Source organism: Lysobacter sp. Root690 (assembly GCF_001427785.1).
GTDB lineage: Bacteria > Pseudomonadota > Gammaproteobacteria > Xanthomonadales > Xanthomonadaceae > Lysobacter.
In genome coordinates this window covers 799,945-822,474 of record NZ_LMHM01000016.1, presented here as the reverse complement: position 1 = coordinate 822,474, position 22,530 = coordinate 799,945, and the positions used below count along the sequence as shown (strand labels likewise).

Annotated in this window: 20 protein-coding genes and 1 riboswitch; of the genes, 14 read left to right on the top strand and 6 right to left on the bottom strand. The window is 64.4% G+C overall.

The window, feature by feature from the left end; genetic code table 11:
- The first annotated feature begins 184 nt into the window (after nucleotides 1-184).
- The 7 genes from ASD86_RS20435 (at nucleotide 185) to ASD86_RS26155 (ending at nucleotide 6,148) form a co-directional block, all read left to right on the top strand.
- Entirely contained in the window at nucleotides 185-955 is a 771-nt protein-coding gene (locus tag ASD86_RS20435; protein WP_056114976.1) for a hypothetical protein, read from the top strand.
- A 112-nt stretch (nucleotides 956-1,067) separates the two neighbouring features.
- On the top strand, nucleotides 1,068-1,814 hold the full coding sequence (locus tag ASD86_RS20430) for a hypothetical protein (RefSeq protein ID WP_157476926.1): 747 nt from the start codon (nucleotides 1,068-1,070) through the stop codon (nucleotides 1,812-1,814).
- A gap of 110 nt (nucleotides 1,815-1,924) precedes the next feature.
- A complete protein-coding gene (locus ASD86_RS20425; protein ID WP_082578552.1) occupies nucleotides 1,925-3,160 on the top strand; it encodes a type IV secretion system protein in 1,236 nt (411 codons plus the stop codon).
- Nucleotides 3,161-3,184: 24 nt separating this feature from the next.
- Nucleotides 3,185-3,691 (top strand): DUF4189 domain-containing protein, encoded by a 507-nt coding sequence (locus tag ASD86_RS20420; RefSeq protein WP_082578551.1) that lies wholly within the window; start codon nucleotides 3,185-3,187, stop codon nucleotides 3,689-3,691.
- Nucleotides 3,692-3,887: 196 nt separating this feature from the next.
- Complete coding sequence (locus ASD86_RS26170; protein ID WP_082578550.1) at nucleotides 3,888-4,391, top strand: DUF4189 domain-containing protein; 504 nt, start codon at nucleotides 3,888-3,890, stop codon at nucleotides 4,389-4,391.
- A gap of 207 nt (nucleotides 4,392-4,598) precedes the next feature.
- Entirely contained in the window at nucleotides 4,599-5,111 is a 513-nt protein-coding gene (locus tag ASD86_RS26165; RefSeq protein ID WP_082578549.1) for a DUF4189 domain-containing protein, read from the top strand.
- A 530-nt stretch (nucleotides 5,112-5,641) separates the two neighbouring features.
- The gene (locus tag ASD86_RS26155; protein WP_082578547.1) at nucleotides 5,642-6,148 is read left to right on the top strand and encodes a DUF4189 domain-containing protein; all 507 of its coding nucleotides are present in this window, start codon (nucleotides 5,642-5,644) and stop codon (nucleotides 6,146-6,148) included.
- 129 nt (nucleotides 6,149-6,277) lie between these two features.
- Here ASD86_RS26155 and ASD86_RS20410 read toward each other — a convergent pair whose 3' ends face one another.
- The 4 genes from ASD86_RS20410 to lexA are packed head-to-tail and all read right to left on the bottom strand — an operon-like array spanning nucleotide 6,278 to nucleotide 12,374.
- Complete coding sequence (locus ASD86_RS20410) at nucleotides 6,278-9,418, bottom strand: error-prone DNA polymerase (protein WP_056114959.1); 3,141 nt, start codon at nucleotides 9,416-9,418, stop codon at nucleotides 6,278-6,280.
- Nucleotides 9,415-10,863, bottom strand: a complete 1,449-nt coding sequence (locus ASD86_RS20405) for a DNA polymerase Y family protein (protein ID WP_056114956.1) — start codon at nucleotides 10,861-10,863, stop codon at nucleotides 9,415-9,417. Before ASD86_RS20405 ends, ASD86_RS20410 begins: the two co-directional genes overlap by 4 nt.
- 10 nt (nucleotides 10,864-10,873) lie before the next feature.
- Nucleotides 10,874-11,746: a translesion DNA synthesis-associated protein ImuA gene (imuA, locus tag ASD86_RS20400; protein WP_157476924.1), complete on the bottom strand. Its 873-nt coding sequence runs from the start codon at nucleotides 11,744-11,746 to the stop codon at nucleotides 10,874-10,876.
- Between the two features lie 4 nt (nucleotides 11,747-11,750).
- Nucleotides 11,751-12,374 (bottom strand): transcriptional repressor LexA, encoded by a 624-nt coding sequence (lexA, locus tag ASD86_RS20395; RefSeq protein WP_056114955.1) that lies wholly within the window; start codon nucleotides 12,372-12,374, stop codon nucleotides 11,751-11,753.
- A 343-nt stretch (nucleotides 12,375-12,717) separates the two neighbouring features.
- On the opposite strand from lexA, the gene ASD86_RS20390 reads away from it, so the two are divergent.
- The 4 genes from ASD86_RS20390 (at nucleotide 12,718) to ASD86_RS20375 (ending at nucleotide 16,110) form a co-directional block, all read left to right on the top strand.
- Nucleotides 12,718-13,389 (top strand): GbsR/MarR family transcriptional regulator, encoded by a 672-nt coding sequence (locus ASD86_RS20390; RefSeq protein WP_082578546.1) that lies wholly within the window; start codon nucleotides 12,718-12,720, stop codon nucleotides 13,387-13,389.
- Between the two features lie 65 nt (nucleotides 13,390-13,454).
- Nucleotides 13,455-13,901 (top strand): DUF393 domain-containing protein, encoded by a 447-nt coding sequence (locus tag ASD86_RS20385; protein ID WP_056114952.1) that lies wholly within the window; start codon nucleotides 13,455-13,457, stop codon nucleotides 13,899-13,901.
- Nucleotides 13,902-13,913: 12 nt separating this feature from the next.
- Complete coding sequence (locus ASD86_RS20380) at nucleotides 13,914-15,419, top strand: TIGR01777 family oxidoreductase (protein ID WP_056114949.1); 1,506 nt, start codon at nucleotides 13,914-13,916, stop codon at nucleotides 15,417-15,419.
- Nucleotides 15,420-15,498: 79 nt separating this feature from the next.
- Nucleotides 15,499-16,110, top strand: coding sequence for a DUF4166 domain-containing protein (locus ASD86_RS20375; protein ID WP_162253713.1), 612 nt, complete (start codon nucleotides 15,499-15,501; stop codon nucleotides 16,108-16,110).
- Nucleotides 16,111-16,765: 655 nt separating this feature from the next.
- On the opposite strand, the gene ASD86_RS20370 is transcribed toward ASD86_RS20375, so the two are convergent.
- Together ASD86_RS20370 and ASD86_RS20365 are read right to left on the bottom strand one after the other, a co-directional pair.
- Nucleotides 16,766-17,242 (bottom strand): RES family NAD+ phosphorylase, encoded by a 477-nt coding sequence (locus ASD86_RS20370; protein WP_056114942.1) that lies wholly within the window; start codon nucleotides 17,240-17,242, stop codon nucleotides 16,766-16,768.
- Between the two features lie 34 nt (nucleotides 17,243-17,276).
- Nucleotides 17,277-17,912, bottom strand: coding sequence for an antitoxin Xre/MbcA/ParS toxin-binding domain-containing protein (locus tag ASD86_RS20365; protein WP_056114939.1), 636 nt, complete (start codon nucleotides 17,910-17,912; stop codon nucleotides 17,277-17,279).
- Nucleotides 17,913-18,145: 233 nt separating this feature from the next.
- On the opposite strand from ASD86_RS20365, the gene ASD86_RS20360 reads away from it, so the two are divergent.
- The 3 genes from ASD86_RS20360 to ASD86_RS20350 all read left to right on the top strand — a co-directional run bounded on the left by ASD86_RS20360 (nucleotide 18,146) and on the right by ASD86_RS20350 (nucleotide 22,525).
- Nucleotides 18,146-18,610: a hypothetical protein gene (locus ASD86_RS20360; protein WP_157476922.1), complete on the top strand. Its 465-nt coding sequence runs from the start codon at nucleotides 18,146-18,148 to the stop codon at nucleotides 18,608-18,610.
- 688 nt (nucleotides 18,611-19,298) lie between these two features.
- Complete coding sequence (locus tag ASD86_RS20355; protein WP_056114934.1) at nucleotides 19,299-20,324, top strand: hypothetical protein; 1,026 nt, start codon at nucleotides 19,299-19,301, stop codon at nucleotides 20,322-20,324.
- A 317-nt stretch (nucleotides 20,325-20,641) separates the two neighbouring features.
- A riboswitch (cobalamin riboswitch) is annotated at nucleotides 20,642-20,862 on the top strand.
- Between the two features lie 148 nt (nucleotides 20,863-21,010).
- On the top strand, nucleotides 21,011-22,525 hold the full coding sequence (locus tag ASD86_RS20350; RefSeq protein WP_056115232.1) for a CoA-acylating methylmalonate-semialdehyde dehydrogenase: 1,515 nt from the start codon (nucleotides 21,011-21,013) through the stop codon (nucleotides 22,523-22,525).
- The last annotated feature ends 5 nt before the right edge of the window (nucleotides 22,526-22,530 follow it).

Below are 22,530 nucleotides of genomic sequence, written 5' to 3'. Positions count from 1 at the left end.
GGGCCTGGCAGGAACCGGCGGCCGACGGCCGTCCGGTACGGGATCTGCCGGAGTAGCAACGGAAGCACGCGTCGAATACCTGAATAGGGTGGCTAAAGTCACACTTTCAGGTTTCAATGGAAAGTGAACGCATGACGTCCTGTGCCTGCCTGGGCTGCGGACGTATCAAGGAGAGGAAACGCCGATGAGCCTGACCAAGTTCGTTCGAATCAAGCCGATGTTCATGTCGATGGCCCTGGTGCTGGTCGGCTTCGGCAGCATGATGACGCCGCGCCCGGCGCAGGCCTTCGTCTGCTTCTGGTGCGCCACCGAGGTCACTCAATATCTGAACTTCGGCCAGCTGACCACTCAGTACGCCAAACAGTTGGATCAGCTGCGCCAGCAGGTCCAGCAGTACGAGCAACAGGTCCGGCAGTACCAGCAGATGGGGCTGGGCAACCTGAAGTTCGAGGGCAACAAGGGCTTCCGGGTCAATATCGCCGAGCAGTTCCCGGAGCGCGGCATCGACGAAGGTAAGGTCGAGGCTTGCGGCACCGGCGCCAAGAACAACCCGGTCGGTCAGCAGCAATACGGCTATTGCGTCGCCATCGTCCAGACCGAGAACCGTCGCTACAACGCGATGGTGAAGATGCTCAAGGACGTCGAGATGCGCGACAAGCAGCTCGAGAAGGCCTACACCGACCGCGGCACCCTGTCGGGCGACACCGACCAGGGCAAGCTGCAGACCAACAGCAACTACATCGCGCAGGTCCAGGCGCAGATGCAGAACGATCTGCAGAACGGCCAGTACACCATCGATGCGTATACCGCGCTGCTGACCTCGTTGAACGAGAACATGGTGCGCGCGGCCAATACCGCGCTGAAGAGCAAGAACAAGCCCTCGATTCTCGATACGGCGATCCAGGGCGCGACGCTGAAGATCGCGTTGCAGGGCGCGCGGATTCGCGAGCGGTAAGAAGGATCTCAATCGAATCGGCAGGGATCGGACCACCGCAACCTGCCCGTTGGAACAATTGCCGGGGATCGTCCAAAACACGATCCTTGGCCTGGTTCAGGAGCTGACCGCAATGAACGTCAATCATTCCTCCAAGATGCTGCCGATGGTGCTGGCCGTCGTCGTCGCCGGCGTCGCCGCGCTGACGCCGCGCCCCGCGCAAGCGGTGTTCGCCTCCGAGTTCACCCAGATCGCCAACAACATCCAGCTCGGCCTGAAATACGCCCAGCAGGTGAAGCAGTACGAAGAGCAGGTCAAGCAGTTGCAGGAACAGGTCAAGGCCTACGAGCAGATGGCGCTGGGCCAGCTGAAGTTCCAGGGGGCGGCCGGTTACCGTGAGGACATCTCTTCGCAGTTCCCCGAACGAGATATCAATGAAGGCGTCGACAAGGCCTGCGGCAAGGAAAAGAACAATCCGGTCGCGAAAGACCAGCATAAGTACTGCATCGCGATCGTGCAGACCGAGAACCGTCGTTACAATGCGATGGTGAAGATGCTCAAGGACGTCTCCAAGCGCGACAAGGAGCTTGAAGAGGCCTACAAGGACCGCGCCAAGCTGACGGCCGACAAGGATCAGGGCAAGCTGCAGACCAACACCAACTACATCGCGGCGTTGCAGGCGCAGATGGCCAACGACGTGCAGAACGGCAAGTACATGCTCGATGCATATACCTCCATGCTGCGCAGCTTGAACGAGAACATGGTTCGCAGCGCCAACATGGCGTTGAAGAACAAGAACAGCCCTTCGATCATCGACACGGCCATCCAGGGCGGCGCCCTGAAGCTAGCGTTGCAGGGCGCGCGCTCGCGCGAACGGTGATGCGGTCGATGTGAGCCGGTCGCCTGACGGGGTCGGGCGATCGGTTGGGGGCGGGGATCGGAAATCGTGGGGTCGGCAATGCAAGACCGGCCCAAGCATACGGATGGCTTATGGATATCAGTGCACTGGGGACGGCGGGATCGTTGTTGGACTTGCTGCATTTCAAAGCAGCGGGCCTGCCGAACATGGTCTTCTTCTCGGAGATCAACGACTTCCTCGACGATGAAATCGCCGAGTTCGCGGGCAACCTGCTCAAGCGGGTGGCCTCGTTCATCGGCTTCATTTCCGCCACGGTGGTGACGCTGTGGATCATCTACCACGGCTTCCGGATCGTGACCGGCCAGTCGCGCGAGCCGATGATGGGCCTGGTGGTCAATTCGCTGCGCGCGGTGCTGATCGTGGGTATCGCCGCGGGCATGGCGGCCAGCGTGGGTTCCAGCTATCGCACCTTGACCGACGGCACCAACCGCGTCGTGCGCGAGTTGATGACCGGCAAGGATGACGAAGGCAGTTACGCCGATATCGACAAGGCCCTGGCGATCATGCAGGTCGCGGTCGAGGTGATCGACTCGGTCGACACCGGCGACGACCTGATCACCAACCAGGACAAGGAGCGCGCGCTGCAGTTCACCGGCGTCGGCCTGGGCCTGCCGGCGATCATGGCGGCCACCGCGTTGCTGATCAACAAGATCGCCATGGCCCTGATTCTGGGGTTGGGACCATTCTTCATATTGTGTCTGCTGTTCGATCAGACCAAGCAGCTATTCACCAAATGGCTCTTCTATGGTCTGGCGACCATGGCCTCGATGGCGTTTTTATCGGTCATGGTCACACTTGCGATGGACATGATCATCGCCGTTGGGCTGGCGTTCTGGACAGCCGGCTGGCTGACAGGCGGTAGTCAGGAAAGCCTCACTAGCATGGCCATGCAACAAGGTGGTCTGGGTCTGGTGTTGAGCGCGCTGATCGTGACCGCGCCGCCGATGGCGGGCATGTTCTTCAACGGCATCATGGGTCAGTTCAGTCCGTTCAGTGCCTTCGGCAGTGGCGGTGGTCAAGCCGGCGCGCCGCCGACTCACGGTGGTGGGGCGGTGAATCGTTGGATGAGTGGCGGTGACAACGCGAACCGCGCCGAGAGTGCGGGAAATCGTTCCAACGATTCGCGCCCGGCCGACATGCAGATGAATCGCACGACGTCGGGTACCTCAACCATGGCGCACTCGGACGTAACCAAGACTTCGAATCAAGTTCAGCATAATGCGGGTCAAGCGGTTGGCAACAATGTCAATGTAGCCAACGCCGATCAAGTCAAGAATTCCGGTAAGAATCCACCGGGACCTCAATAAGATGTAGACAAGGAGGGGTAAACCATGAAGTTCAGGTGCATAGCCGTAATAGCTCTGGTGTTCTCGGGAGCTGCCTACGCCGAACAAGGTTGCCCCGACGGTCTTTATCCAGGTGGTGCCGGTCCGGGGCAGTTGTGCGTGCCGATGCCCGGTTACGGAGTTTCCGGCGGCAGCTCGGGCGCTCAGGCTGCGCCAGAGCCCAATTGGGCCACGCGCTGGGGCGCCATCGCCATCGACGATGGCAGCAACGGCGGCAGCAAGTTGGGCAGGGCGGAGTCGCTCGGCAGCAAGGGCAAGGCCGAAAAAGCGGCGCTTGCCGACTGCCGCTCCAGGGGCGGGCACAAATGTACCTTGGAGCGCTCGTATCGCGACCAGTGCGTCGCGGTGGTCTGGGGTGACACGTTAGTGTCATCCGCGAGCGCGGTGAACAGCGAAAGAGCTTCGCAACTCGCTATGCAGAATTGCAGTTCGTCGACGACGAATTGCGGGGTTTATTACACCGGTTGCAGCTATCCCGAACTGGTTCAATAAGCGCAGTTGCGACGATTCAACTTGAGCCGCGGCCTGGTGCCGCGGCTTTTGTTTGGGCGTGAAGAAGATAGCCGGACAGGTACGCAGCCTCGGAGATGTGGACAGTACTGGAACCACCACGGCGAGTGCCGAGGCGGTCTAGACTGCCAGTCAGAACAAGGTTGGGCTCCAATAACGATATGGGAGAGCAAAAGCCATGAAACTGAGGTGCCTGAGTGTATTGGCTTTGTTTTTCTCTGGGGCCGTTCAGGCCGAGCAAGGCTGCCCGGATGGGCTTTATCCGGGCGGTACCGGCCCTGGACAAATCTGCATCCCGATGCCGGTTTACGGCATCAGTGGTTCGAGTGGTGGTACTCAAGCGGCCGAGCCGAAATGGGCGACACGCTGGGGCGCCATTGCCACAGACGATGGCAGTACCGGTGGCGGCATTCTGGGGCAGTCCGAATCATTGAGCAGCAAACGCAAGGCCGAGAAGGCAGCGCTCTCGGATTGCCGGGCCAAAGGTGGCAATAACTGCGCACTGGTTCAGGCATACCACGATCAATGCATTGCAGTTGCTTGGGGACGTTCACGGCCGTATAGCGTGAGCGCTGAGAACAGCAAGGCAGCCTCTGAGTTTGCTATTGCGAAGTGCGGCGAATCGGACGCCAACTGCGGTATCTATTACACCGGTTGTAGCTATCCCGAACGCGTTCAGTAGCATTCGAAATGAGTCCAAAACAAAGAGCCGTGGCCTTAGCAGTCACGGCTTTTTTATGGGCGATTGCTCGCAGTGGGTTACTGAAACTAGATGCCATTCCTGCAGATAAAATATGTAGTTAATTTGTAAGCGATAGCAGGTCGAAGCCAGTGCGCTACTCGCCGCAATAGGGCGGGGTAAACTGATCCGAAATGAAGGATCTAAGAGATGGCCTTGAAACTCAACTGCTTATTTCTATGTCTCCTGCTCCCCTTAGGAATCGCACAGGCCAAACAAGGCTGCCCGGACGGTCTTTATCCAGGCGGCGCTGCTCCAGGACAGATCTGCATTCCAAAGCCTGGCTACGGCGTTGGTGGGAACATTCCTGCCGCCGCTGCTTCAGAAGCTGCCTGGAAGCTGACCTGGGGTGCTGTCGCTTTATCCTCGACTGGCGAAATCGGCGCGATTACCGGGCAACCATCGGAAAGCAAGGCCAAGCGCGAGGCGCTGGCTCGGTGCGCCGGGTATGGTGGCAACGATTGCAAGTTGAACCTTGCCTATAAGAATCAGTGCGTGGTCGTCGTATGGCCGTCCGTGCCTGGGGCGTCCGCCTTCTCTCAGTCCGCGGCTTCGATTGAAGAAGCATCGGATGTGGCACTGCCGGCTTGCGCCGCCAAGAGCGGCGCGCCGTGCAAGATCGCTTACTCTGCTTGTACGGAGCCCGTGCTTGTTGGTGATTGACGTTCAAGGCGGATGGTCATGCTCGTGAAATCAAGAAATATCTTCGCTGTCCTGTTTCTTTTCTCAACTGTCGTGCAAGCCGAGCAAGGCTGTCCGGATGGTCTGTATCCGGGAGGCGCGGCGCCTGGGCAGATATGCATTCCGATGCCCGGTTACGGCATCAATGGGAGCAGCGCTAGTACGCCGCAAGCGGTGGAGTCTCGTTGGATGACCCGCTGGGGCGCGCTCGCCTTGGATGTCACCAGCGCCGGTGGCAGTAAGCTTGGCAGGGTAGAGGGCTTAAGCAGTAGGCGGAAAGCCGAGGCGGCTGCGATCGCTGATTGCCGAGCACGAGGCGGGAAGAACTGTGTGATTGCCCATGCCTACTATGACCAATGCGTGGCGGTCGCATGGGGAGATGCCAGACCGGCGATCGTGAGTGCCGTGAACAGTCAGGTGGCGTCTCGGATGGCCCTGGATAAGTGCAATGGATCGGATGCGAATTGCGATATGTATTACACGGGTTGCAGCTATCCGGAGCGTGCTCAGTGATGGCTAGAATAATTTCCCTCCTTGTCCTCCTGGGATTGAGCCAGCTTGCTCAAGCCGAACAAGGCTGTCCGGATGGGCTGTATCCGGGAGGCGCGGCGCCAGGGCAGATTTGTATTCCGATGCCCGGCTATGGGATCAACGGAAACAGCGGTGGCGAGGTGCAGGGCGCCGAACCACGCTGGGCAACCCGCTGGGGCGCGGTCGCCGTCGGTGAAGACAGTAAGGGCAGCGGAATACTGGGCAAGGCGGAATCTTTCCCCAGCAAACGCAAGGCCGAAAAAGCGGCTCTCGCTAATTGCGAAGCCAAAGATGGCCATGATTGCGAGATCACGCACGCGTATTACGACCAATGTGTCGCGGTAGCCTGGGGCGATACGCTGGTATCGACCGCGAGCGCGGAGAATTCTGAAAAGGCTTCGCAACTGGCCGTTGAGAAATGCGGCAAGTCGAGTACCAACTGTGGGATTTATTACACAGGCTGCAGCTATCCCGAACGCGTTCAATAAGCAACTCAATTGTTTGCAGGTAAAAGCCGCGGCCTCGTGCCGCGGCTTTGCTTTGTGCGAAAGGGGATGCATCACTCCGTAGCCGTCAACAGGCAAGGCTGGAGCCGTGATCCGAAGCGCGACTTCGCTTCAATGAAAATCCCGCGACCGCGTACTCAGGCTACCCAGCAGCGCGGTCAGGTCTTCCATGCGCGAGGCGATGATGTGCTGGACGCCGTCGACGCGTTCCAGGCGGCCGTCGATCGCCATCAGTCGCGATTCGACCAGGACCCGGCGTTGGCGTTGGGCGAGGTCGCGCCAGACCACGGCGTTGACCATGCCGTCTTCGTCTTCCAGGCTCAGGAAGGTGACGCCGCTGGAGGTTTCGGGTTGCTGGCGCACGGTCACCAGGCCGGCGAAACGTACCTGACTGCCGTGCGCGGTCTTGTGCAATTGCGAGGAGCGCCGGCAATGGCGAGCGTGCAGGGCGCTGCGCAACAGCGACAGCGGATGCCGCCCGAGCGTGGTGCCGAGCAGGGCGTAGTCGGCCTGCACGTCTTCGCCAGCGGTCGGTAACGGCAACGCCACTTTCACTTCATCGCGGGCGACACCGGCGAACAGCGGCAGCTGGGTGTCGACGCCCGCCACCGCCCAACGCGCGCGATGGCGATGGCCCGCGAGCGCGCGCAGGGCGCCCGCGTCGGCGAGCAGGGCGCGCACGCGCGGGTCGATCGCCGCGCGCATGCACAGGTCCTCGACATCGCGCCACGGCGCGCGCGCGCGCGCGTCGCTGATGCGGTCGGCCGAGGCTTCGTCGAAGCCGCCGATCAAACGCAAGCCCATGCGGATCGCGTGCGGATGCTTGTTGCCGCTGCCGCCGGGAATGCTTTCCAGGGTGCAGTCCCAATCGCTGTAGCGCACGTCGACTGGCAGCACGGTGACGCCGTTGCGGCGCGCGTCCTGCAGGATCTGGCCGTGGGTGTAGAAGCCCATCGGCATCGAGTTGATGATGCCGCAGGCGAACGCGGCCGGATGGTAGTGCTTGAGCCAGCAGCTGACGTAGGCGATCAAAGCGAAGCTGGCCGCGTGCGATTCGGGGAAGCCGTAGCTGCCGAAGCCCTTGATCTGTTCGAAGATGCGGTGGGCGAAGTCTTCGGTGTAGTTGTTTTTTATCATTCCCTTAAACAGTTTTTCGCGATGCGGTTCCAAGCCGCCATGTCGCTTCCAGGCCGCCATGCAGCGACGCAATTGATCGGCTTCGCCGGGTGTGTAGTCGGCCGCGACGATGGCGATCTGCATGACCTGTTCCTGGAACAGAGGCACGCCGAGCGTTCGCGACAAAACTTTTTTCAGGGCTTCCGATGGATATTCGACCGGCTCCAATCCTTTGCGGCGACGCAGATACGGATTGACCATATCGCCCTGGATCGGCCCGGGCCGCACGATCGCGATCTCGATCACCAGGTCGTAGAAATTCCGCGGCCTCAAGCGCGGCAGCATCGACATCTGCGCGCGCGATTCGATCTGGAACACGCCGACGGTGTCGGCCTTGCAGATCATGTCGTAGACATCCGCATCGTCGCCGAGATCCATGATCGTCGCCATGTCGAGGCCGCGAATGCCCTGGGTTTCCAGCGAGGCCAGGGTCTTGCGCACCGCGGTCAGCATGCCCAGGGCGAGACAATCGACCTTGAGCAGGCCCATCGCGTCGAGATCGTCCTTGTCCCACTGCACGATGGTGCGATCGTCCATCGCCGCGTTCTCGACCGGCACCAGTGTGTGCAGCGGCCGCTCGGAAATCACGAAGCCGCCCGGATGCTGCGACAGATGCCGCGGAAAACCGTTTTCGACCAGGATCGCGGTCAGTCCCAGCACGTTGCGTAGCTGCGGCGATTCCGGGTCTAGGCCGCGTTCACGCAATTGCTCGGGCAACGGCACGCCTTCGCTCCAGCGGTCGAGGGTGCGCGCGAGTTCGCTGATCTGGTCCTGCGGCATGCCCAGGGCCGCGGCGACGTTGCGGATCGCGCTGCGGCCGCGATAGCTGATCGCCACCGCGGTCAGCGCCGCGCGCTCGCGGCCGTAGCGGTTGAATACGTACTGCAGGACTTCTTCGCGCCGTTCGTGTTCGAAATCCACGTCGATGTCGGGCGGCTCTTTGCGCTCCTCGGACATGAAGCGCTCGAACAGCATGCCCATGCGGATCGGGTCGATCTCGGTGATGCCCAGCGCGTAACACACGACCGAGTTCGCGGCCGAGCCGCGGCCCTGGCACAGGATATTCTCAGATCGCGCGTATTCGACGATGTCGTATACGGTCAGGAAGTACGACTCGTAGTGCAACTTTCCGATGATCGTCAGCTCGTGTTGAATCTGTTGAAGCGCGTTGACGGGAACGCCATTCGGCCAGCGCTTAGCCGCGCCGCTCGCGACCAGCTTGGGCAGCCAGCTTTTCGCGGTTTCGCCAGCCGGCACCAGTTCGTTCGGGTAGTGGTAATCGATGCCGCGCTTGAGATCGAAACCGATGCAGCGCTCGGCGATGCGCACGGTCTGCGCGAGCATCGCTTCGGGATAGATCGCCTTGAGCGCCTTGCGGATGCGCAGGTGCCGCTCACCGTTGGGAAACAGGCGGTCGCCGGCTTCGGCGACGGTGGTGTGGTGGCGGATCGCGCTCAATACGTCCTGCAGCGGGCGGCGCGCGCGCTCGTGCATATGCACGTCGCCGGCGGCGACCGTGGGCAGGCCGTGACGCGCGGCCAGTTGCGTGAGCGCGGCCAGGCGCGCGTCGTCGTCGTGGCTGCGATGCAGCTCGACCGCGACCCAGGCGCGATCGGCGAAATGGGTTCGCAACCATTGCGCATGCCGGTCGTCGTCGCTGCCGCCGTCGGGCAGCCACAGCGCCAGCAGGTTCGCGCTGTGCGCCTCGACGTCCTCGATCAGGCAGCGGTATTCGCCTTTCTTCGCGCGTCGGCGCGCGATGGTGATCAGGCGGCACAGGTCGGTGTAGGCGGGCGAACCGGTGACCAAGAGCACCAGTTTCGGCCCGTTTTCGATGCGGAACTCGCTGCCGACGATCAATGCCAGCCCGGTGCGTTGCGACGCTTGCCAGGCGCGCACGATCCCGGCCAGCGTGCATTCGTCGGTGATCGCCAGCGCGCGGTAGCCCAAGGCCTGGGCGCGATCGAACAGTTCGTCGGCGAGCGATGCGCCACGTTGGAAACTGAAAGCCGACAGGCAATGCAGCTCGGCGTACTCGGGCAGGGCGGATGAGGCCGTCGGCCGCGCCGCGTTCATGCGAACCAGCCGTGCAAGGTCAGCGCGCCGTCGCCGCCGGCATCGCGATAGGCCCAGGCGCGTTGGCCTTTGGCGGTCTCGACCAGGTAGTAGTCGCGGCGCACGTCGTCCTGATCCCACCAGCCCGATTCGATGCGTTCGGGGCCGGCGAGAATGCGCGCAAGCGGTTCGCGCAGCGGTTCGGGTTCGATCAGCAGCCAGCCCGGGCGGGTCGTATTCGTCGGCGTCGAAACGGTTTTGTTCGAACGCGCCGGCGCATCGCCCGACACGTTGCGCCAGGCGCGTTCGGGACGGTGATCGGGATGCACGACCAAGCCCTGCACGCCGTCGTCGCCGAGTCGCGCGCGCAGTCGTTCGCGCAATTGCGCCCAGGGCAGCGCCTGCTGCGGGCGCGGATCGAACAGGTCGCGGCTGGCCGGCACGAACGGTGGCAGTTGTTCGGCGAGCAGGCGCAGGCCGACCACCGGCGCGGGAATCCGCGCCTGCTGCAGCCGCCCACGCGCGAGTTCGAACAGCATCGCCGCGTCGCGCTCGGGCGCGAGCAGGCCGACCGCGACTTCGCTGTGCGGCAACTGCGGGCGATGCGGATGGCGTTCGTGTTCGAGGATCAGGGTGAAGCGTTCGACGCCGCCGTCGCGGCCGGACAGATACGCGGCCAGATCGGCGGTGAGCCGGCGCAGCGGGAACAGCAGCGCCTGACTGGATTCGACTTCGTGGCCGAGTTCGATGCGTGCATCGAAAGCGTCGGGCGGCTGGAAATAGGTCAGCAGCGGGGTCGCCGCGCCGTGCAGCGCGTCCAGATGGTTCAGCACGTGCTGACCGAAACGTCGCGCCAGCGGCGCGCGCGGCAGCGCCTGGACCGCGCCGAGCCGGCGCAGGCCCATGCGTTGCAGCGCCTGCACCGTGTCGGCGTCGAAGCCGCAGCGCTCAAGCGGCATCTTCGCCAGCGCCGGAATCAGCATGTCGTCGTCGAAAAACAAACCGTCGCGGATATTGGTCAGCGCGCGCGCGGCCTGCGGATTGGGCGCAGCGGCCATGCGGTGGCGGAAACCGAGTTCGCGCAGTTCCGCGGCCAGGCGCTGGCGCAATTCCGGCCAGGCGCCGAACAGGCTGCGGCTGCGGCCGATCTCGAACACCAGCGCATGCGTGAATTCGGTGCTGACCTGCGAGCTGTAGCCGTAGGCCCAGGCGGCGAGCAGACCGCGCGCGTGTTCGACCGCGGCGGGGTCGTGTTCGACGGTCTGGAAGCCGTCGACGATGGCCTGCGCCGCGATCAACGGCATGTTCGGCTTGAGCCCCATCGCACGCGCGGCTTCGTTGACTGCGTACAGACGGCGACGCGCATGCGGCCCGTCGACCAGCACCAAGGCGCGCTCGGGGTGCGGGTGATTGCGAAGGACCACGTCCATCGCCAATTGCGGCAGCAGCAGGCAGGCCCAGCGCATGAGGTCGGGCTCAGCGCGGTTGCAGCAGGGTCAGCGCGGGTGCGGGGCGCGCTGGCTGGAGCGGGTCGCGCGGCGCGAGCGGGGTTTGATCGAGGGGCTCTCGATTGGCTGCGTTGTGCTCGACTCGCAGCGCCGCGACCGGCGTGGCGGCGACGCGCTGGCGATCGTTGCGAAGCGGCGTGATCGCTGCGATGCCGCCGCGTTCGACCGGCGCGGCTTCGATGCGTATCGCGTCGCTTCGCACCGGCATGGCTTGCGCATGGCTCGCATGCGCGAACGCGATCGGCTTGCTCGGCGCATTGCCGCCGCGGCATTTGAGCACGCGCAGTTGCCGCGGCGAGCTGTCGATCGCGATGCGCAACGCCGCCGGCGAGGGATTGCGCGCGGCGGCCATGTCGCGCAGGGCGAAGCCGAGGCATTGGCCGGTTTCGGCGGCGACCTGCAGACGACGCAGGACGCGATCGTCGGCGCGCTGCGGCCAGCACAGCACCGCGGCGCAGGCACCCGAGCGCAGGCATTGCTCGGCCGCCCATAGCGCATCGCGATGGCGCGCGCGGATGATCTGCAGCCGCGGCAGGGCGACGCCGGCGTCGCGCCACGCGGCCGGGTAGGGCAGGTACGGCGGATCGACCAGTACGATCATGCCGCCGTCTTGCGCTTGCGACAGACGCGCCAGGGTCGGCCACAGCAGTTCGAGTTCGCCGACGCCGGCATTGGGCAGCAGCAGTTCGGTCAACGCGGCCTCGGGCCAGCCGCCGATCGGCAACGCGGCATCGAGCGCGGCGTGTCCGGTCGGTTGCGCCGACGGCGCGAGGTTCGGCGATTGCCCGCGCCAGACCCGGCGCGAACTGATCAGGCTGTCGAGGGCGATGAGCTTGCCCATTCGATCAGCCCCGGCGCACCAGGCCGCAGTAAATGCCTTCGATCGCGAAGTCGGCGTCGGCCGCGATCAGGATCGGCGCGTAGTCGGGATTGCGCGGCAGCAGGGCGATGCCGTCGGCGTCGATGCGCAGGCGCTTGATGGTGATTTCGTCGGCGATGCGCGCGACCACGGTCTGGCCGTTGCGCGCGTCGCGGGTGCGATGCACGGCGACCAGATCGCCGTCGAAGATGCCGTCCTCGCGCATCGAATCGCCCTTGACCCGCAGCAGGTAATCCGGGCGCGGCGAGAACAGCAGGCGATCGATCAGCACATGGGTTTCGGCCTCGGCATCGGCGCCGATCGGCGGGCCGGCGGCGACCCGGCCGAGGATCGGCAGTTCCAGGCGGGTGTTGTCGCGCCCGGTGGCTCGGGGTTGCTCGACATCGATCAGACGGATGCCGCGCGCGCGGCCCGGCAGCAGTTCGATCAGTCCCTGTGCCTGCAAGGCCTGCAGGTGGTAGCCGGCCGAACGGTTCTGGCGGAAACCGAAGTGGGCGGCGATCTCCTGCTGCGACGGCGGCATGCCGTCGGCGGCGATGCGTTCGCGCAGGTAGGCGAGGAGGGCGCGGCGGAGGTCGGTCAGGCTCATGTACTAATATTAGTAATAAAAAGATGTGCCGGTAAGACTTGCCGGATGCAGCCGACGGATGGTGGGGCGAGGGGGCGGCTGTGAGTTCGGTGGAGATTGCGGGGATGGGGTCTCGCGGGGTGAGATCGAATTGCGGCGCTGGGGCGTGGCGTCTGTGGTTGAATAAATCCTTATGGATCATGTAGATGAGTTCGGTTTGTGGCTGGCGCCAGTGGTCGTTGTGGCGCGGTTGCGGCTCGCGCCGCTCCTACAGGGGCGCGATTTCCGACGAACGGGGCTGCGACGTATTGACTCGTTCCGGTTACTTCTTTAATTTCTGTCTAAACAGAAATAAGAGAAGTCCATGTCGCTCAGTCCGCTCCAAGAACGTTTCATCCTGCACTGGGGCGAGATGGGCAGCCGTTGGGGCGTCAACCGCACCGTGGCCCAGATCCATGCGCTGCTGTTCCTCAGCGAACGGGCGATCACCGCCGACGAGATCTGCGAGACCCTCAACCTGGCCCGTTCCAACGTCAGCACCAGCCTCAAGGAACTGCAGAGCTGGAACCTCGCCCGGGTCACCCACGTGCTCGGCGACCGCCGCGATCACTTCGAGACCTACAAGGACGTGTGGGACATCTTCCGCGCGGTGGTGCAGGAGCGTCGCCGTCGCGAAATCGAGCCGACCCTGAGCATGCTGCGCACCGCCGTGCTCGACGGCGCCAACGCCGAAGTGGCGCCGGACCAGAACGATCCGCGCGACCAGCGCACCCTGGTGCGCATGCGCGAGGTGCTGGAGTTCATGGAGACCGGCACCAGCTGGATCGACGAGATGAACCGGCTCGATCCCAAGACCCTGATCAAGCTGCTGAAGATGGGCGCGCGCATCCAGCAGTACGTGCGCGGCCCGGTCAAACCTCTGCCGGCGCCGCAGGCCGCGACTGGCCACGGCGTGCTGTTCGAGGACGACCTCGAACCCGCGACCGACACGCACGACGCCACCCACACCGATACGCCCGGCGATCGCCCGTCCTAGCGGCGCGCCGGCGTTTTTTTGCTTATTAATTTCTGTAATTACCGAAATAACAGTAGAGGCCGATCATGAAGAACAACCTGATCCCCGAACCGAGCATCGCCCCCGTCGTCGCCCTGTACGACCGCGCCTGCCCCTTGTGCCGCACCGAGATGCACCGGCTCAAGGCGCGCGATCGCCATGGCCGCCTGCAACTGGTCGACATCGCCGCGCCGGACTTCGATGCGGCGCAGTGGGGCTTCCCGCTGGAGGCGATGCGCAACGCCCTGCACGTGCGCACCGCCGAAGGCGAATGGCGCATCGGCGTACCCGGTATCGCCGAGGCCTACCGCGCGGTCGGCCTGGGCTGGCTGACCTGGCCGTTGCGCGTGCCCGGCGCCGGACGCATGGCCGCGCGCGCCTACCGCTGGATCGCGCCGAACCGGCACCGCGTGTCGCGCTGGCTCGGTTTCCGCGAAGCCGGCCACGAGCCCGGCCCGCGCTGCGACGACGGCCGCTGCCCGACCCACTATTGAGCGAGGCGCGTCATGGAACGCTTGTTCATCGCATTGCTGTTGTTGCAGATCGTGTTGGGCGCGATCGACACCATCGCTCATCACGAGTTGATGGAAAAACTCGCCAACCGCCGTAGCGCCGCGCTGGAGCTGAAACTGCATTCGGCGCGCGGCTTCGTCTACGGGTTCCTGTTTCTGGTGTTCGCCTGGGTGCAGCCGCAGGGGCTGTGGCTGGCGGCGGTGTGGGCGCTGGTGCTGATCGAGGTCGGCATCACCTTGTGGGACTTCGTGGTCGAAGACGCCACCCGCCTGTTGCCCAGCACCGAGCGCGTGCTGCACACCATCCTCGCGGTCAACGGCGGCGCGATGTTCGCGGTGTATGCGTTGGCGACGATGGACGACTGGAGCGCGCCGAGCGCCTTGCTGGCGCATTCCTACGGTTGGCAGTCGTGGGCGCTGACCGCGGCCGCGCTCGGCATAGGTTTGTCGGCGGTGCGCGATGGCCTGGCCGCGCGCGCCAATGCCGCCGAACCCGCACCGCGTGCGCTGCTGGCCGAGCATCCGCAGACCGGTTTCCTGATCAGCGGCGGCACCGGTTTTATCGGCAGCGCGCTGGTCGAGGGGCTGTTGGCCGGCGGGCATCGGGTGACGATTCTGAGCCGCGATCCGCGCCGCGCCGCCCTGCAATTCGGCGGACGCGCGCGCTGCATCGCCGACACCGCGCAGTTGCGCGACGACGAAGCGATCGATGTGGTGGTCAACCTGGCCGGTGCGCCGGTGGTCGGGCCGCGCTGGTCGCCGGCGCGCAAGCGCGCGCTACGCGCCAGCCGCATCGACACCACTCATGCACTGCGCGCTTGGTGCGAGCGCTCGCGCAACAAGCCGGCGCTGTGGCTGCAGGCCAGTGCGATCGGGCTGTACGGCGCGCACGCGCGCAGCGCTCCGGAACTGCGCGATCCGCCGCCGCTGCGCGGCGATTTCCCCAGCGAACTGTGCAGCGCCTGGGAGCGCGCCGCGGCGCCGGTGTCGGAGCAGGGCGTGCGCCTGGTGACGATGCGCATGGGCCTGGTCCTGCACCGCAGCGGCGGGGTGTTGCCGATGCTGTCGCTGGCCGCGTCGCTCGGCGCCGGCGCGACCTTGGGCACGGGCAAGCAATGGTTCGCCTGGGTCCATCTGGACGATGTGCTGGGGTTCGTCGAACAGGCGGTCGAACACGTCGGCCTGCGCGGTCCTTACAACCTGGTCGCGCCGACCGGCTGCACTCAGGGCGAATTCACCCGCGAACTCGCACGCAGTCAGCATCGCCCCGCGTGGTTGCGCATGCCGGCCTGGCCGATGCGCCTGGCTCTGGGCGAGATGGCGACGATGCTGCTCGACGGACCGGTGGTCGAACCGCGACGACTGCTCGATCAACGTTACCGCTTCGCGCATCCCGACCTGGCCAGCGCGTTGCGCGCCGGTCCTACTCCTGATTTGCGTTCTTCTTATTCGGGTGACGGACACCCAAGGGACCAACATGGAACTGTTGCATCCAATTGATCTGTCGGCCGATCGCGTCGACGGCGCCGCTGTCGACAACATTGCCGGTTCTCGCGACAAAACGCGTTGTGATCCCGCCGTGCACGACCTGTCCGCGCTGCTGCGCGCCGCGCTCGGCGAACGCTGGGATCTGCTGCATCCGCATATCCAGGCGCGTTTCGCGCTTGGAGCCGGCGAAGCCCAGGCCGAGTACGTTGGCAATATGCATCAGGTGCGCTGCACTTGGCTCGGCGGCGTATTCGCGCGCCTGATCCGCTATGCGCGGGTGCTGCCGCATCACAACGCCGACAACGTGCCGTTTCGCTTCGACGTGCAGCCTTTGCGTCGCGGTCTGGGCTGGATCAAGACCCGCACCTATCACTTCGTCGACGAGGTTTTCAGTTTCCGTTCGCGCATGACCCTGGGCGAGGGCGGCGAATTGCTGGAGCATTTCGGCGGCGGCCTGGGCATGCGGGTGCGGCTGGAAGTGCTGCCGAACCGGCTGGTGTTCGTCGACAACGGCTATTTCCTGCACTGGCGCGGTCTGCGCCTGCCGCTGCCCAGGATGTGTTGGCCGGGCCGCTTCGTGTTGGTGCATCGCGATCTGGATGCCGAGCATTTCGAAGTCAGCATCGATGTCGTGCATCCGTGGCTGGGGCCGCTGTTTCACCAGGATGGGAGTTTCGAGCGGATGCAGGTGAAGCGGGATTGAGGTGAATGAGGACGGTGTTGTGTGGTGTGTGATTGGTTATGGAGTGGTTGTTGGTGCAAGGATGCGAGAGGGAGTTGTTGATGCAGGGATGCGAAAAGGAGTGGCAGGTGCGCGGATGCGAAGGAGCGCATCGATGCAGGGATGCCGCGTAAGGAGTGGTCAGCGCAGGAGCGCGGTAGGGATGGTAGTCGGTCAGGAACGATGGTGAGTCAGGGATGACGATGGGGCCATGGATGGCCAGATAGGGACGCAAAAGCGGGAAGCCAGAGACTTCAGCACGATCCTTTCAAGCAGTCATTCCCGCGAAGGCGGGCTCCGCTTTACTTCGGCGAAGCCGAACATCCAGAGGCTTCAGCACGATTCTTTCAAACCGTCATTCCCGCGAAGGCGGGAATCCAGTGCCTTTCGTGCGAGAACGCTTGAAGTCACTGGATGTTCGGCTTCGCCGAAGTAAAGCGGAGCCCGCCTTCGCGGGAATGACGGTAGGAAGGAGCGATGCGATTGGAGCTTGGCGTCGCTTCGGGTGATTTAAAAATAGATCGCTTGCAGCAGTGAACGATTCACGCAAGTAGCACAGAGCACTAGTCTCTACTCGACTCTCGACTCTCGACTCTCGACTCTCGACTCTCGACTCTCGACTCCCAATCTCAAAACCTCAAGGCGCCCGAAACACCACGTTGTACTGAAACTTCCTCCCCGTCGTAGCCCGCAGCTTCTTCGCATCGCGATGCTCGGGATTGATCAGCGCGTTGTATTCCTCCGGTACGATCACCGACGGCACCAGCGCGATCGCCGAGGCCAGGCTGGTCAGCCATTGCGAACCGATGCGCACGCTGGCCATGCCCGCCGGCACCGCGTCCCAGCCGCCAGGCAGGTCCTGCGGGGTGAACTGGATGCGCGCCTTCCACACCGCGGGCGGTACTTCGATCGACACCACGTGCCGGTTCAACGGCAGCCCGTGCGCATCGACATAAGCCGCCGTTTCCAACGCCGCCAACGCCAACGAAGTGGCGGTGTAGAGCACGCGCTGGCCGTCGTCGTTCCAGCGTCCCGGGTATTTGGCCGCGCCCGCGCCGCTCAGGTCGTCGGCGCGGTAGGCGCGGGTTTCGCCTGCAATTCGCCAAAGTTTCATCGTTGCGGCCTCGTCCTTGTGGCGATGGCACCGGTCATTGATAGGCGCCGCTTTGCAGCGAGCCCAGCAGGCGCGCGACCACGCTGTAGCCGGTCGGCGTGTCGAGCAGATCAGCCGGACGTTGTCCGCCCAGCGCCGCCTGCGGCTGCTCGATCCAGCGGCCCAGCCACTTGGCCGAGTCGAAATCCTGGGTAGCCGCGTCGGTGCTTTCCTTGACGATGTCCTTGACGATCGCGAGCAGGCACAACACCCCCAGCGCGGCCTGGCCGCTGGCGCCGGCGATTCGCGCCTGCTGCGCGGCCTTGCTTTCGGCGGTGGCTTTGGCGACGCCGAGGATGTTGAACATGCGCACCGCCGGAACATCCATACTGGTGGCCATGTGCTTGACCACCTGCGCCGGCACGCCTTCGCGCTCGGCCGCGACCCGCTGCAACGGCGTCGCGGTGCGCAGATAGGCGATGTAGCCGTTCAACGTGGCCGGGGCTTCGTATAACTCGAGCGGAGCGGCGTCCTTCACCGACGGACCACGCCCGCGCTTGGACGATGGCGCATGGACGCGGGCTTCGCGCACGTCCAGCCGGCTTTCGCGCACAGCGGTCTTGCCGGGACCGGAGGGCTTGGCGGCGGCGCGGCCGGCGGCCTTGGCCGGCGTCTTGGCGGCTTTGCTCATGACGAGGGCCTGTCTTGATCTGGACGGATCATAGCGCAGAAATGTACGGGCTGGTCGCGGCCCCTGCGATGATGTCCGGCCACAATGGATCCGTGGCCCGTCGCGATCCGTACCTAGATGGTCTGGCACCAGCCGCCGACACGCTAATCACCATTTGCGGTTGCTATGCTTCGCCCCCGCCCACGTTCCGCGTTGACCAGCGGCACCGAATACGCCTAATGCAAGGAGTCATCATGAGTCGCAGATCGCAGATGTTCGGATCGAGCTTGAGCCTGTCGAAGCTGGGCCTGTCGAGCCTGGGCCTGATGCTCGCCGTCGCCCCGGCGGCCCATGCCCAGAAGGACCGTCAGGTGTACGACGCTGCGATGGCGCGCTCGGCCGAAGTCTGTCCCGACCATTCCACCGAGCGCAGCCGCCCGGGCATCACCGCGGTGCCGGCCGCGTCGTTGAGGGCGCTGGAAGAGCGCAAATTCGTCTTGTGCCCCGACCGCCGCCTGGACACCACCACCCCGGTGGTCTGGTACGGCCGCGAAGGCGTGTTCGCGTGGAACCCTTCGGCTGGAGGCGTGGGCAAATTGCTGGCCGGCAAGGTCACCGCGCAGGTGCGCAGCGGCGACTTCCCGTCGCAGACCGTGGTGTGGAAGTCCAACGGCAAGCTGGCCGAAGGCGCGCTGGTTCCGGCGTTCCGGCGTAAGTAAGGCGATCGCCGAGGCGTCGCGCTTATCGGGTGGCGGCGCCGGGCGGGGCGAGGTCGGATCGATCCGCGATCCGACGGGCAGGGTGTACAGGCCCGTGGTCGACGTAAATACTTGAGCAATGCGATGCCTCCGAGCCGGCATCTCGCGGGCTTCTCGGGCAAGCCCACATGCAAGACCCGCTGGCATCGTTTCGGTTTGGCTCGGTGTCGGCATCGCGTGCCGCTCACGATAGAGCCTGGTACTGATCGCTCTCTCACCGACGCTCATCCGTCCGCTGTCGACGAATAGTGAATGAATGCCCCATGGCACGCGCGAGTGCGGCGTTTGCCAACGGAATTTTTATTCTCTGCCGGGCACCTTGCTCTGTATCGTCACGTTCGCCGAGCGATGAAAGCGGCGCGGACGATCGCGGCTCGCCGGTTGCGCGGCATCGATGTTGCAAACCGCCGTGGTCGCGCCGAACGTTTGAATGATCGGATGCGATCGATGACGCCGCGCGCGCAGCCGTCGTCATGTCCGTATCGGCCGCAAGTCCCGTCGTGTGCGTGTGCGGAGCATCAACCGATAGAAAACAGGCCGGTCCGCGTTGCGTTTCGCATCACGGCGGGCACGGCGTACCCGCGTTCGCAATGACGCATCCATGTATCCATCAGATGCATCCATCAAATCCGCCGACGGCGAAGGACGAATGAAGAAGGCAGCGCTTCCGCAGGACTTCTTCGTCCATGTCGCCGCCGCGTCGATCGCCATCGCGTTTTGCCTGCTCAGCGGCTGGTTGCTGTTCCGGATGCCCGAACTGCCGTCGACCGCGCCGGCGCTGGACGTGATCTATATCGAACGCGTCGTCGCCGATGCGCAGCCGTCGCCGTCGCAACCACTGTCTATCGTGCCGCCGACGCAACCAACGCAACCAACGCGAAGCGTTCCCCCTGACGCGGCAACCTCTCCGAGTTCCGTTCCGCCTCGCAACGAGCGGCTACCCGATGTGCCGATGCGTCCGGCGACGACTCCAGCCACGCCGCCGACCACCAGCCGGCTGTACGCAGCCGACGGACAGATCGTGTTGCCCGCGGGCGTCGCCGTGGACCCGATGCGCAAGCCCGACGGCGACCCGCCAGGTGGCGCGAACGATCGTGGTGTGAAACAGATGCAGGCGCTCTTGGAACGTCGCAATCCGATTGCGCCCGAGGAAGGCAGCAGTTTCGGCGGCGAGTGGGAAAGCGACGGCACCCTGAGCGAGGTGGCGACCAAGAGACTCAAGACAGGCCTGAAGCGGGTGATCGCCAAACTGCCGCATCGCAAACAGGTGCAGGAAGTGCGCGCGCGACCACCGCCGCCGGTGCGTTTCAATCCCGCCTTGCACGAGCGACCCTCCGACCTGGGCAGCGAAGCCACTGGCGATGCCTACAAGGCCGCGCCGATCGCGTTCGAGAAAGCGCCCGGCCTGCAGGGCGAAGCCAGCCGGCGCGTGCGCAAGTGGGTCGGCGAACTGGAAGCGAGCGCGGCGGGTTGCGACCGACAGCGATTGAAGGCGTTGGTGGCGCCGGTGCTGATTCACTTGGCCGACCTGCAACGCGCCGAATATGCCGCGGCGCGCGGCGGCGATCCGATTCAGATCGAACAACTCCTGCCGCGCACTGCGGATATGGCCTACGACCAGGCGCGTCGGGCGGTGTGGTATGCGGATAAGCAGCTTTCGGATTGTGCGAAGTAGTGCGCGTTTTCTCGAAGTCACATCCACAGAACTCATTGACGCTCTTTCAAGAACGTCATTCCCGCGAAGGCGGGAATCCAGAGACTTCAGCGTCGTCCTCCAGAACGTCATTCCCGCGAACGCGGGAATCCAGCGACTTTCGTGCGAGGACGTTTTAAGTCTCTGGATTCCCGCCTTCGCGGGAATGACGTTCTGGAAGATAACGTTGAAGTCGCGTTGGTTCGTCCTTGCGACATGACCCGATTAAGCGAACAGCGCGCCAGATCACCTAACCCCCACATACGCCCCCGCAGCTTGTCCACGCCGTACCCCGGCACTACACTGCGCACGCCACAGGTGTCCTGCCGCCAAGCCATACCGGCGCGCAGGGTGAAACGGGAAGCCGGTGCGGACGGGATCGTCCAAGGCCGGCGCTGCCCCCGCAACGGTATGCGAGAAAACCCGACGTTTCACCACTGCGTTCGCGCGGGAAGGTGTCGGGGTGATGCATTGGCATCGCTCGCAAGCCCGGAGACCGGCCCGTGGCGGACATCGCATGCGATGTCCTCCTCGGATGTTGCGGCGGGCAACCGGACGAGCTGATGCAGTCGGCCTGCGTTCGCCGTTGCCTCGCCTTGTCTCGTCTTGCGTCTCCGCGACATCCGCTTATCCGCGGGTGTGCGTCACGGAGAACGAGCATGAACGAAATGCATCGCGTTGCGACCGAGGTCGCGACGGTCAAGCTTCTGATCGACGGCGAATTCGTCGAGTCCACCACCACTCAATGGCGCGACGTCGTCAACCCGGCCACCCAGGTCGTGCTGGCCCGCGTGCCGATGGCCACGCGCGAGGAAGTCGACGCCGCGGTCGCCTCGGCCGCGCAAGCGTTCAAGAGCTGGCGCAAGACCGCGATCGGCACGCGCGCGCGCATCTTCCTCAAATACCAGCAGTTGATCCGCGAGCACATGAGCGAGCTCGCCGCGATCCTGACCGCCGAACAAGGCAAGACCCTGCCCGACGCCGAAGGCGATGTGTTCCGCGGCCTGGAAGTGGTCGAACACGCGGCCGCGATCGGCAACCTGCAACTGGGCGAACTGGCCAACAACGTCGCCGGCGGCGTCGACACCTACACCTTGCTGCAACCGCTCGGCGTCTGCGCCGGCATCACCCCGTTCAATTTCCCGGCGATGATTCCGTTGTGGATGTTCCCGATGGCGATCGCCACCGGCAACACCTTCGTGCTCAAGCCGTCCGAACAGGACCCGCTGGTGACCATGCGCCTGGTCGAACTGGCGCTGCAGGCCGGCATTCCGAAGGGCGTGCTCAACGTCGTCCACGGCGGCGAAGACGTGGTCAACGCGATCTGCGATCACGCCGATATCCGCGCGGTGTCGTTCGTCGGTTCGACCAAGGTCGGCACCCATGTCTATCAGCGTTCCTCGCTGGCCGGCAAGCGTGTGCAGTGCATGATGGGCGCGAAGAATCACGCCGTCGTTCTGCCCGACGCGAACAAGGAGCAAACCCTCAACGCCATGGCCGGCGCCGCGTTCGGCGCGGCCGGGCAGCGCTGCATGGCCGCATCGACCGCGGTGATGGTGGGCGAGGCGCGGCACTGGATCGCCGATCTGGTCGTCAAGGCCAAGACCCTCAAGGTCAATGCCGGCACCGAGCCGGGCACCGATGTCGGTCCGGTGATTTCTTGCGCCGCGCGCGAACGCGTCGAAGCCTTGATCGCTTCGGGCGTGGAGCAGGGCGCGAAGCTGGAACTCGACGGACGCAAGCCGTCGGTGCCGGGTTACGAACAAGGCAATTTCATCGGCCCGACCGTGTTTTCCGGGGTCAAGCCGGGCATGCGCATCTACGACGAAGAAATCTTCGGCCCGGTGTTGGTGATTCTCGAAGCCGACACGCTCGACGACGCGATCGCGCTGGTCAACGCCAATCCCAACGGCAACGGCACCGCGATCTTCACCCAGTCGGGCGCGGCGGCGCGCAAGTTCCAGGAAGAGATCGACATCGGCCAGGTCGGCATCAACCTGCCGATTCCGGTGCCGGTGCCGCTGTTCTCGTTCACCGGTTCGCGCGCGTCCAAGCTCGGCGACCTGGGGCCGTACGGCAAGCAGGCGGTGATGTTCTACACCCAGACCAAGACCGTCACCGCGCGCTGGTTCGACGACGAGACCCAGGGCCACGGCGTCAATACCACGATCAGTCTCATGTGATGGCC

Excerpts from the sequence above, each read along its gene's own strand:
- ASD86_RS20435 (WP_056114976.1), top strand. The coding sequence starts at position 185 with ATGAGCCTGACCAAGTTCGTTCGAATCAAGCCGATGTTCATGTCGATG.
- ASD86_RS20430 (WP_157476926.1), top strand. The coding sequence starts at position 1,068 with ATGAACGTCAATCATTCCTCCAAGATGCTGCCGATGGTGCTGGCCGTC.
- ASD86_RS20425 (WP_082578552.1), top strand. The coding sequence starts at position 1,925 with ATGGATATCAGTGCACTGGGGACGGCGGGATCGTTGTTGGACTTGCTG.
- ASD86_RS20420 (WP_082578551.1), top strand. The coding sequence starts at position 3,185 with ATGAAGTTCAGGTGCATAGCCGTAATAGCTCTGGTGTTCTCGGGAGCT.
- ASD86_RS26170 (WP_082578550.1), top strand. The coding sequence starts at position 3,888 with ATGAAACTGAGGTGCCTGAGTGTATTGGCTTTGTTTTTCTCTGGGGCC.
- ASD86_RS26165 (WP_082578549.1), top strand. The coding sequence starts at position 4,599 with ATGGCCTTGAAACTCAACTGCTTATTTCTATGTCTCCTGCTCCCCTTA.
- ASD86_RS26155 (WP_082578547.1), top strand. The coding sequence starts at position 5,642 with ATGGCTAGAATAATTTCCCTCCTTGTCCTCCTGGGATTGAGCCAGCTT.
- ASD86_RS20410 (WP_056114959.1), bottom strand. The coding sequence starts at position 9,418 with ATGAACGCGGCGCGGCCGACGGCCTCATCCGCCCTGCCCGAGTACGCC.
- ASD86_RS20405 (WP_056114956.1), bottom strand. The coding sequence starts at position 10,863 with ATGCGCTGGGCCTGCCTGCTGCTGCCGCAATTGGCGATGGACGTGGTC.
- imuA (WP_157476924.1), bottom strand. The coding sequence starts at position 11,746 with ATGGGCAAGCTCATCGCCCTCGACAGCCTGATCAGTTCGCGCCGGGTC.
- lexA (WP_056114955.1), bottom strand. The coding sequence starts at position 12,374 with ATGAGCCTGACCGACCTCCGCCGCGCCCTCCTCGCCTACCTGCGCGAA.
- ASD86_RS20390 (WP_082578546.1), top strand. The coding sequence starts at position 12,718 with ATGTCGCTCAGTCCGCTCCAAGAACGTTTCATCCTGCACTGGGGCGAG.
- ASD86_RS20385 (WP_056114952.1), top strand. The coding sequence starts at position 13,455 with ATGAAGAACAACCTGATCCCCGAACCGAGCATCGCCCCCGTCGTCGCC.
- ASD86_RS20380 (WP_056114949.1), top strand. The coding sequence starts at position 13,914 with ATGGAACGCTTGTTCATCGCATTGCTGTTGTTGCAGATCGTGTTGGGC.
- ASD86_RS20370 (WP_056114942.1), bottom strand. The coding sequence starts at position 17,242 with ATGAAACTTTGGCGAATTGCAGGCGAAACCCGCGCCTACCGCGCCGAC.
- ASD86_RS20365 (WP_056114939.1), bottom strand. The coding sequence starts at position 17,912 with ATGAGCAAAGCCGCCAAGACGCCGGCCAAGGCCGCCGGCCGCGCCGCC.
- ASD86_RS20360 (WP_157476922.1), top strand. The coding sequence starts at position 18,146 with ATGAGTCGCAGATCGCAGATGTTCGGATCGAGCTTGAGCCTGTCGAAG.
- ASD86_RS20355 (WP_056114934.1), top strand. The coding sequence starts at position 19,299 with ATGAAGAAGGCAGCGCTTCCGCAGGACTTCTTCGTCCATGTCGCCGCC.
- ASD86_RS20350 (WP_056115232.1), top strand. The coding sequence starts at position 21,011 with ATGCATCGCGTTGCGACCGAGGTCGCGACGGTCAAGCTTCTGATCGAC.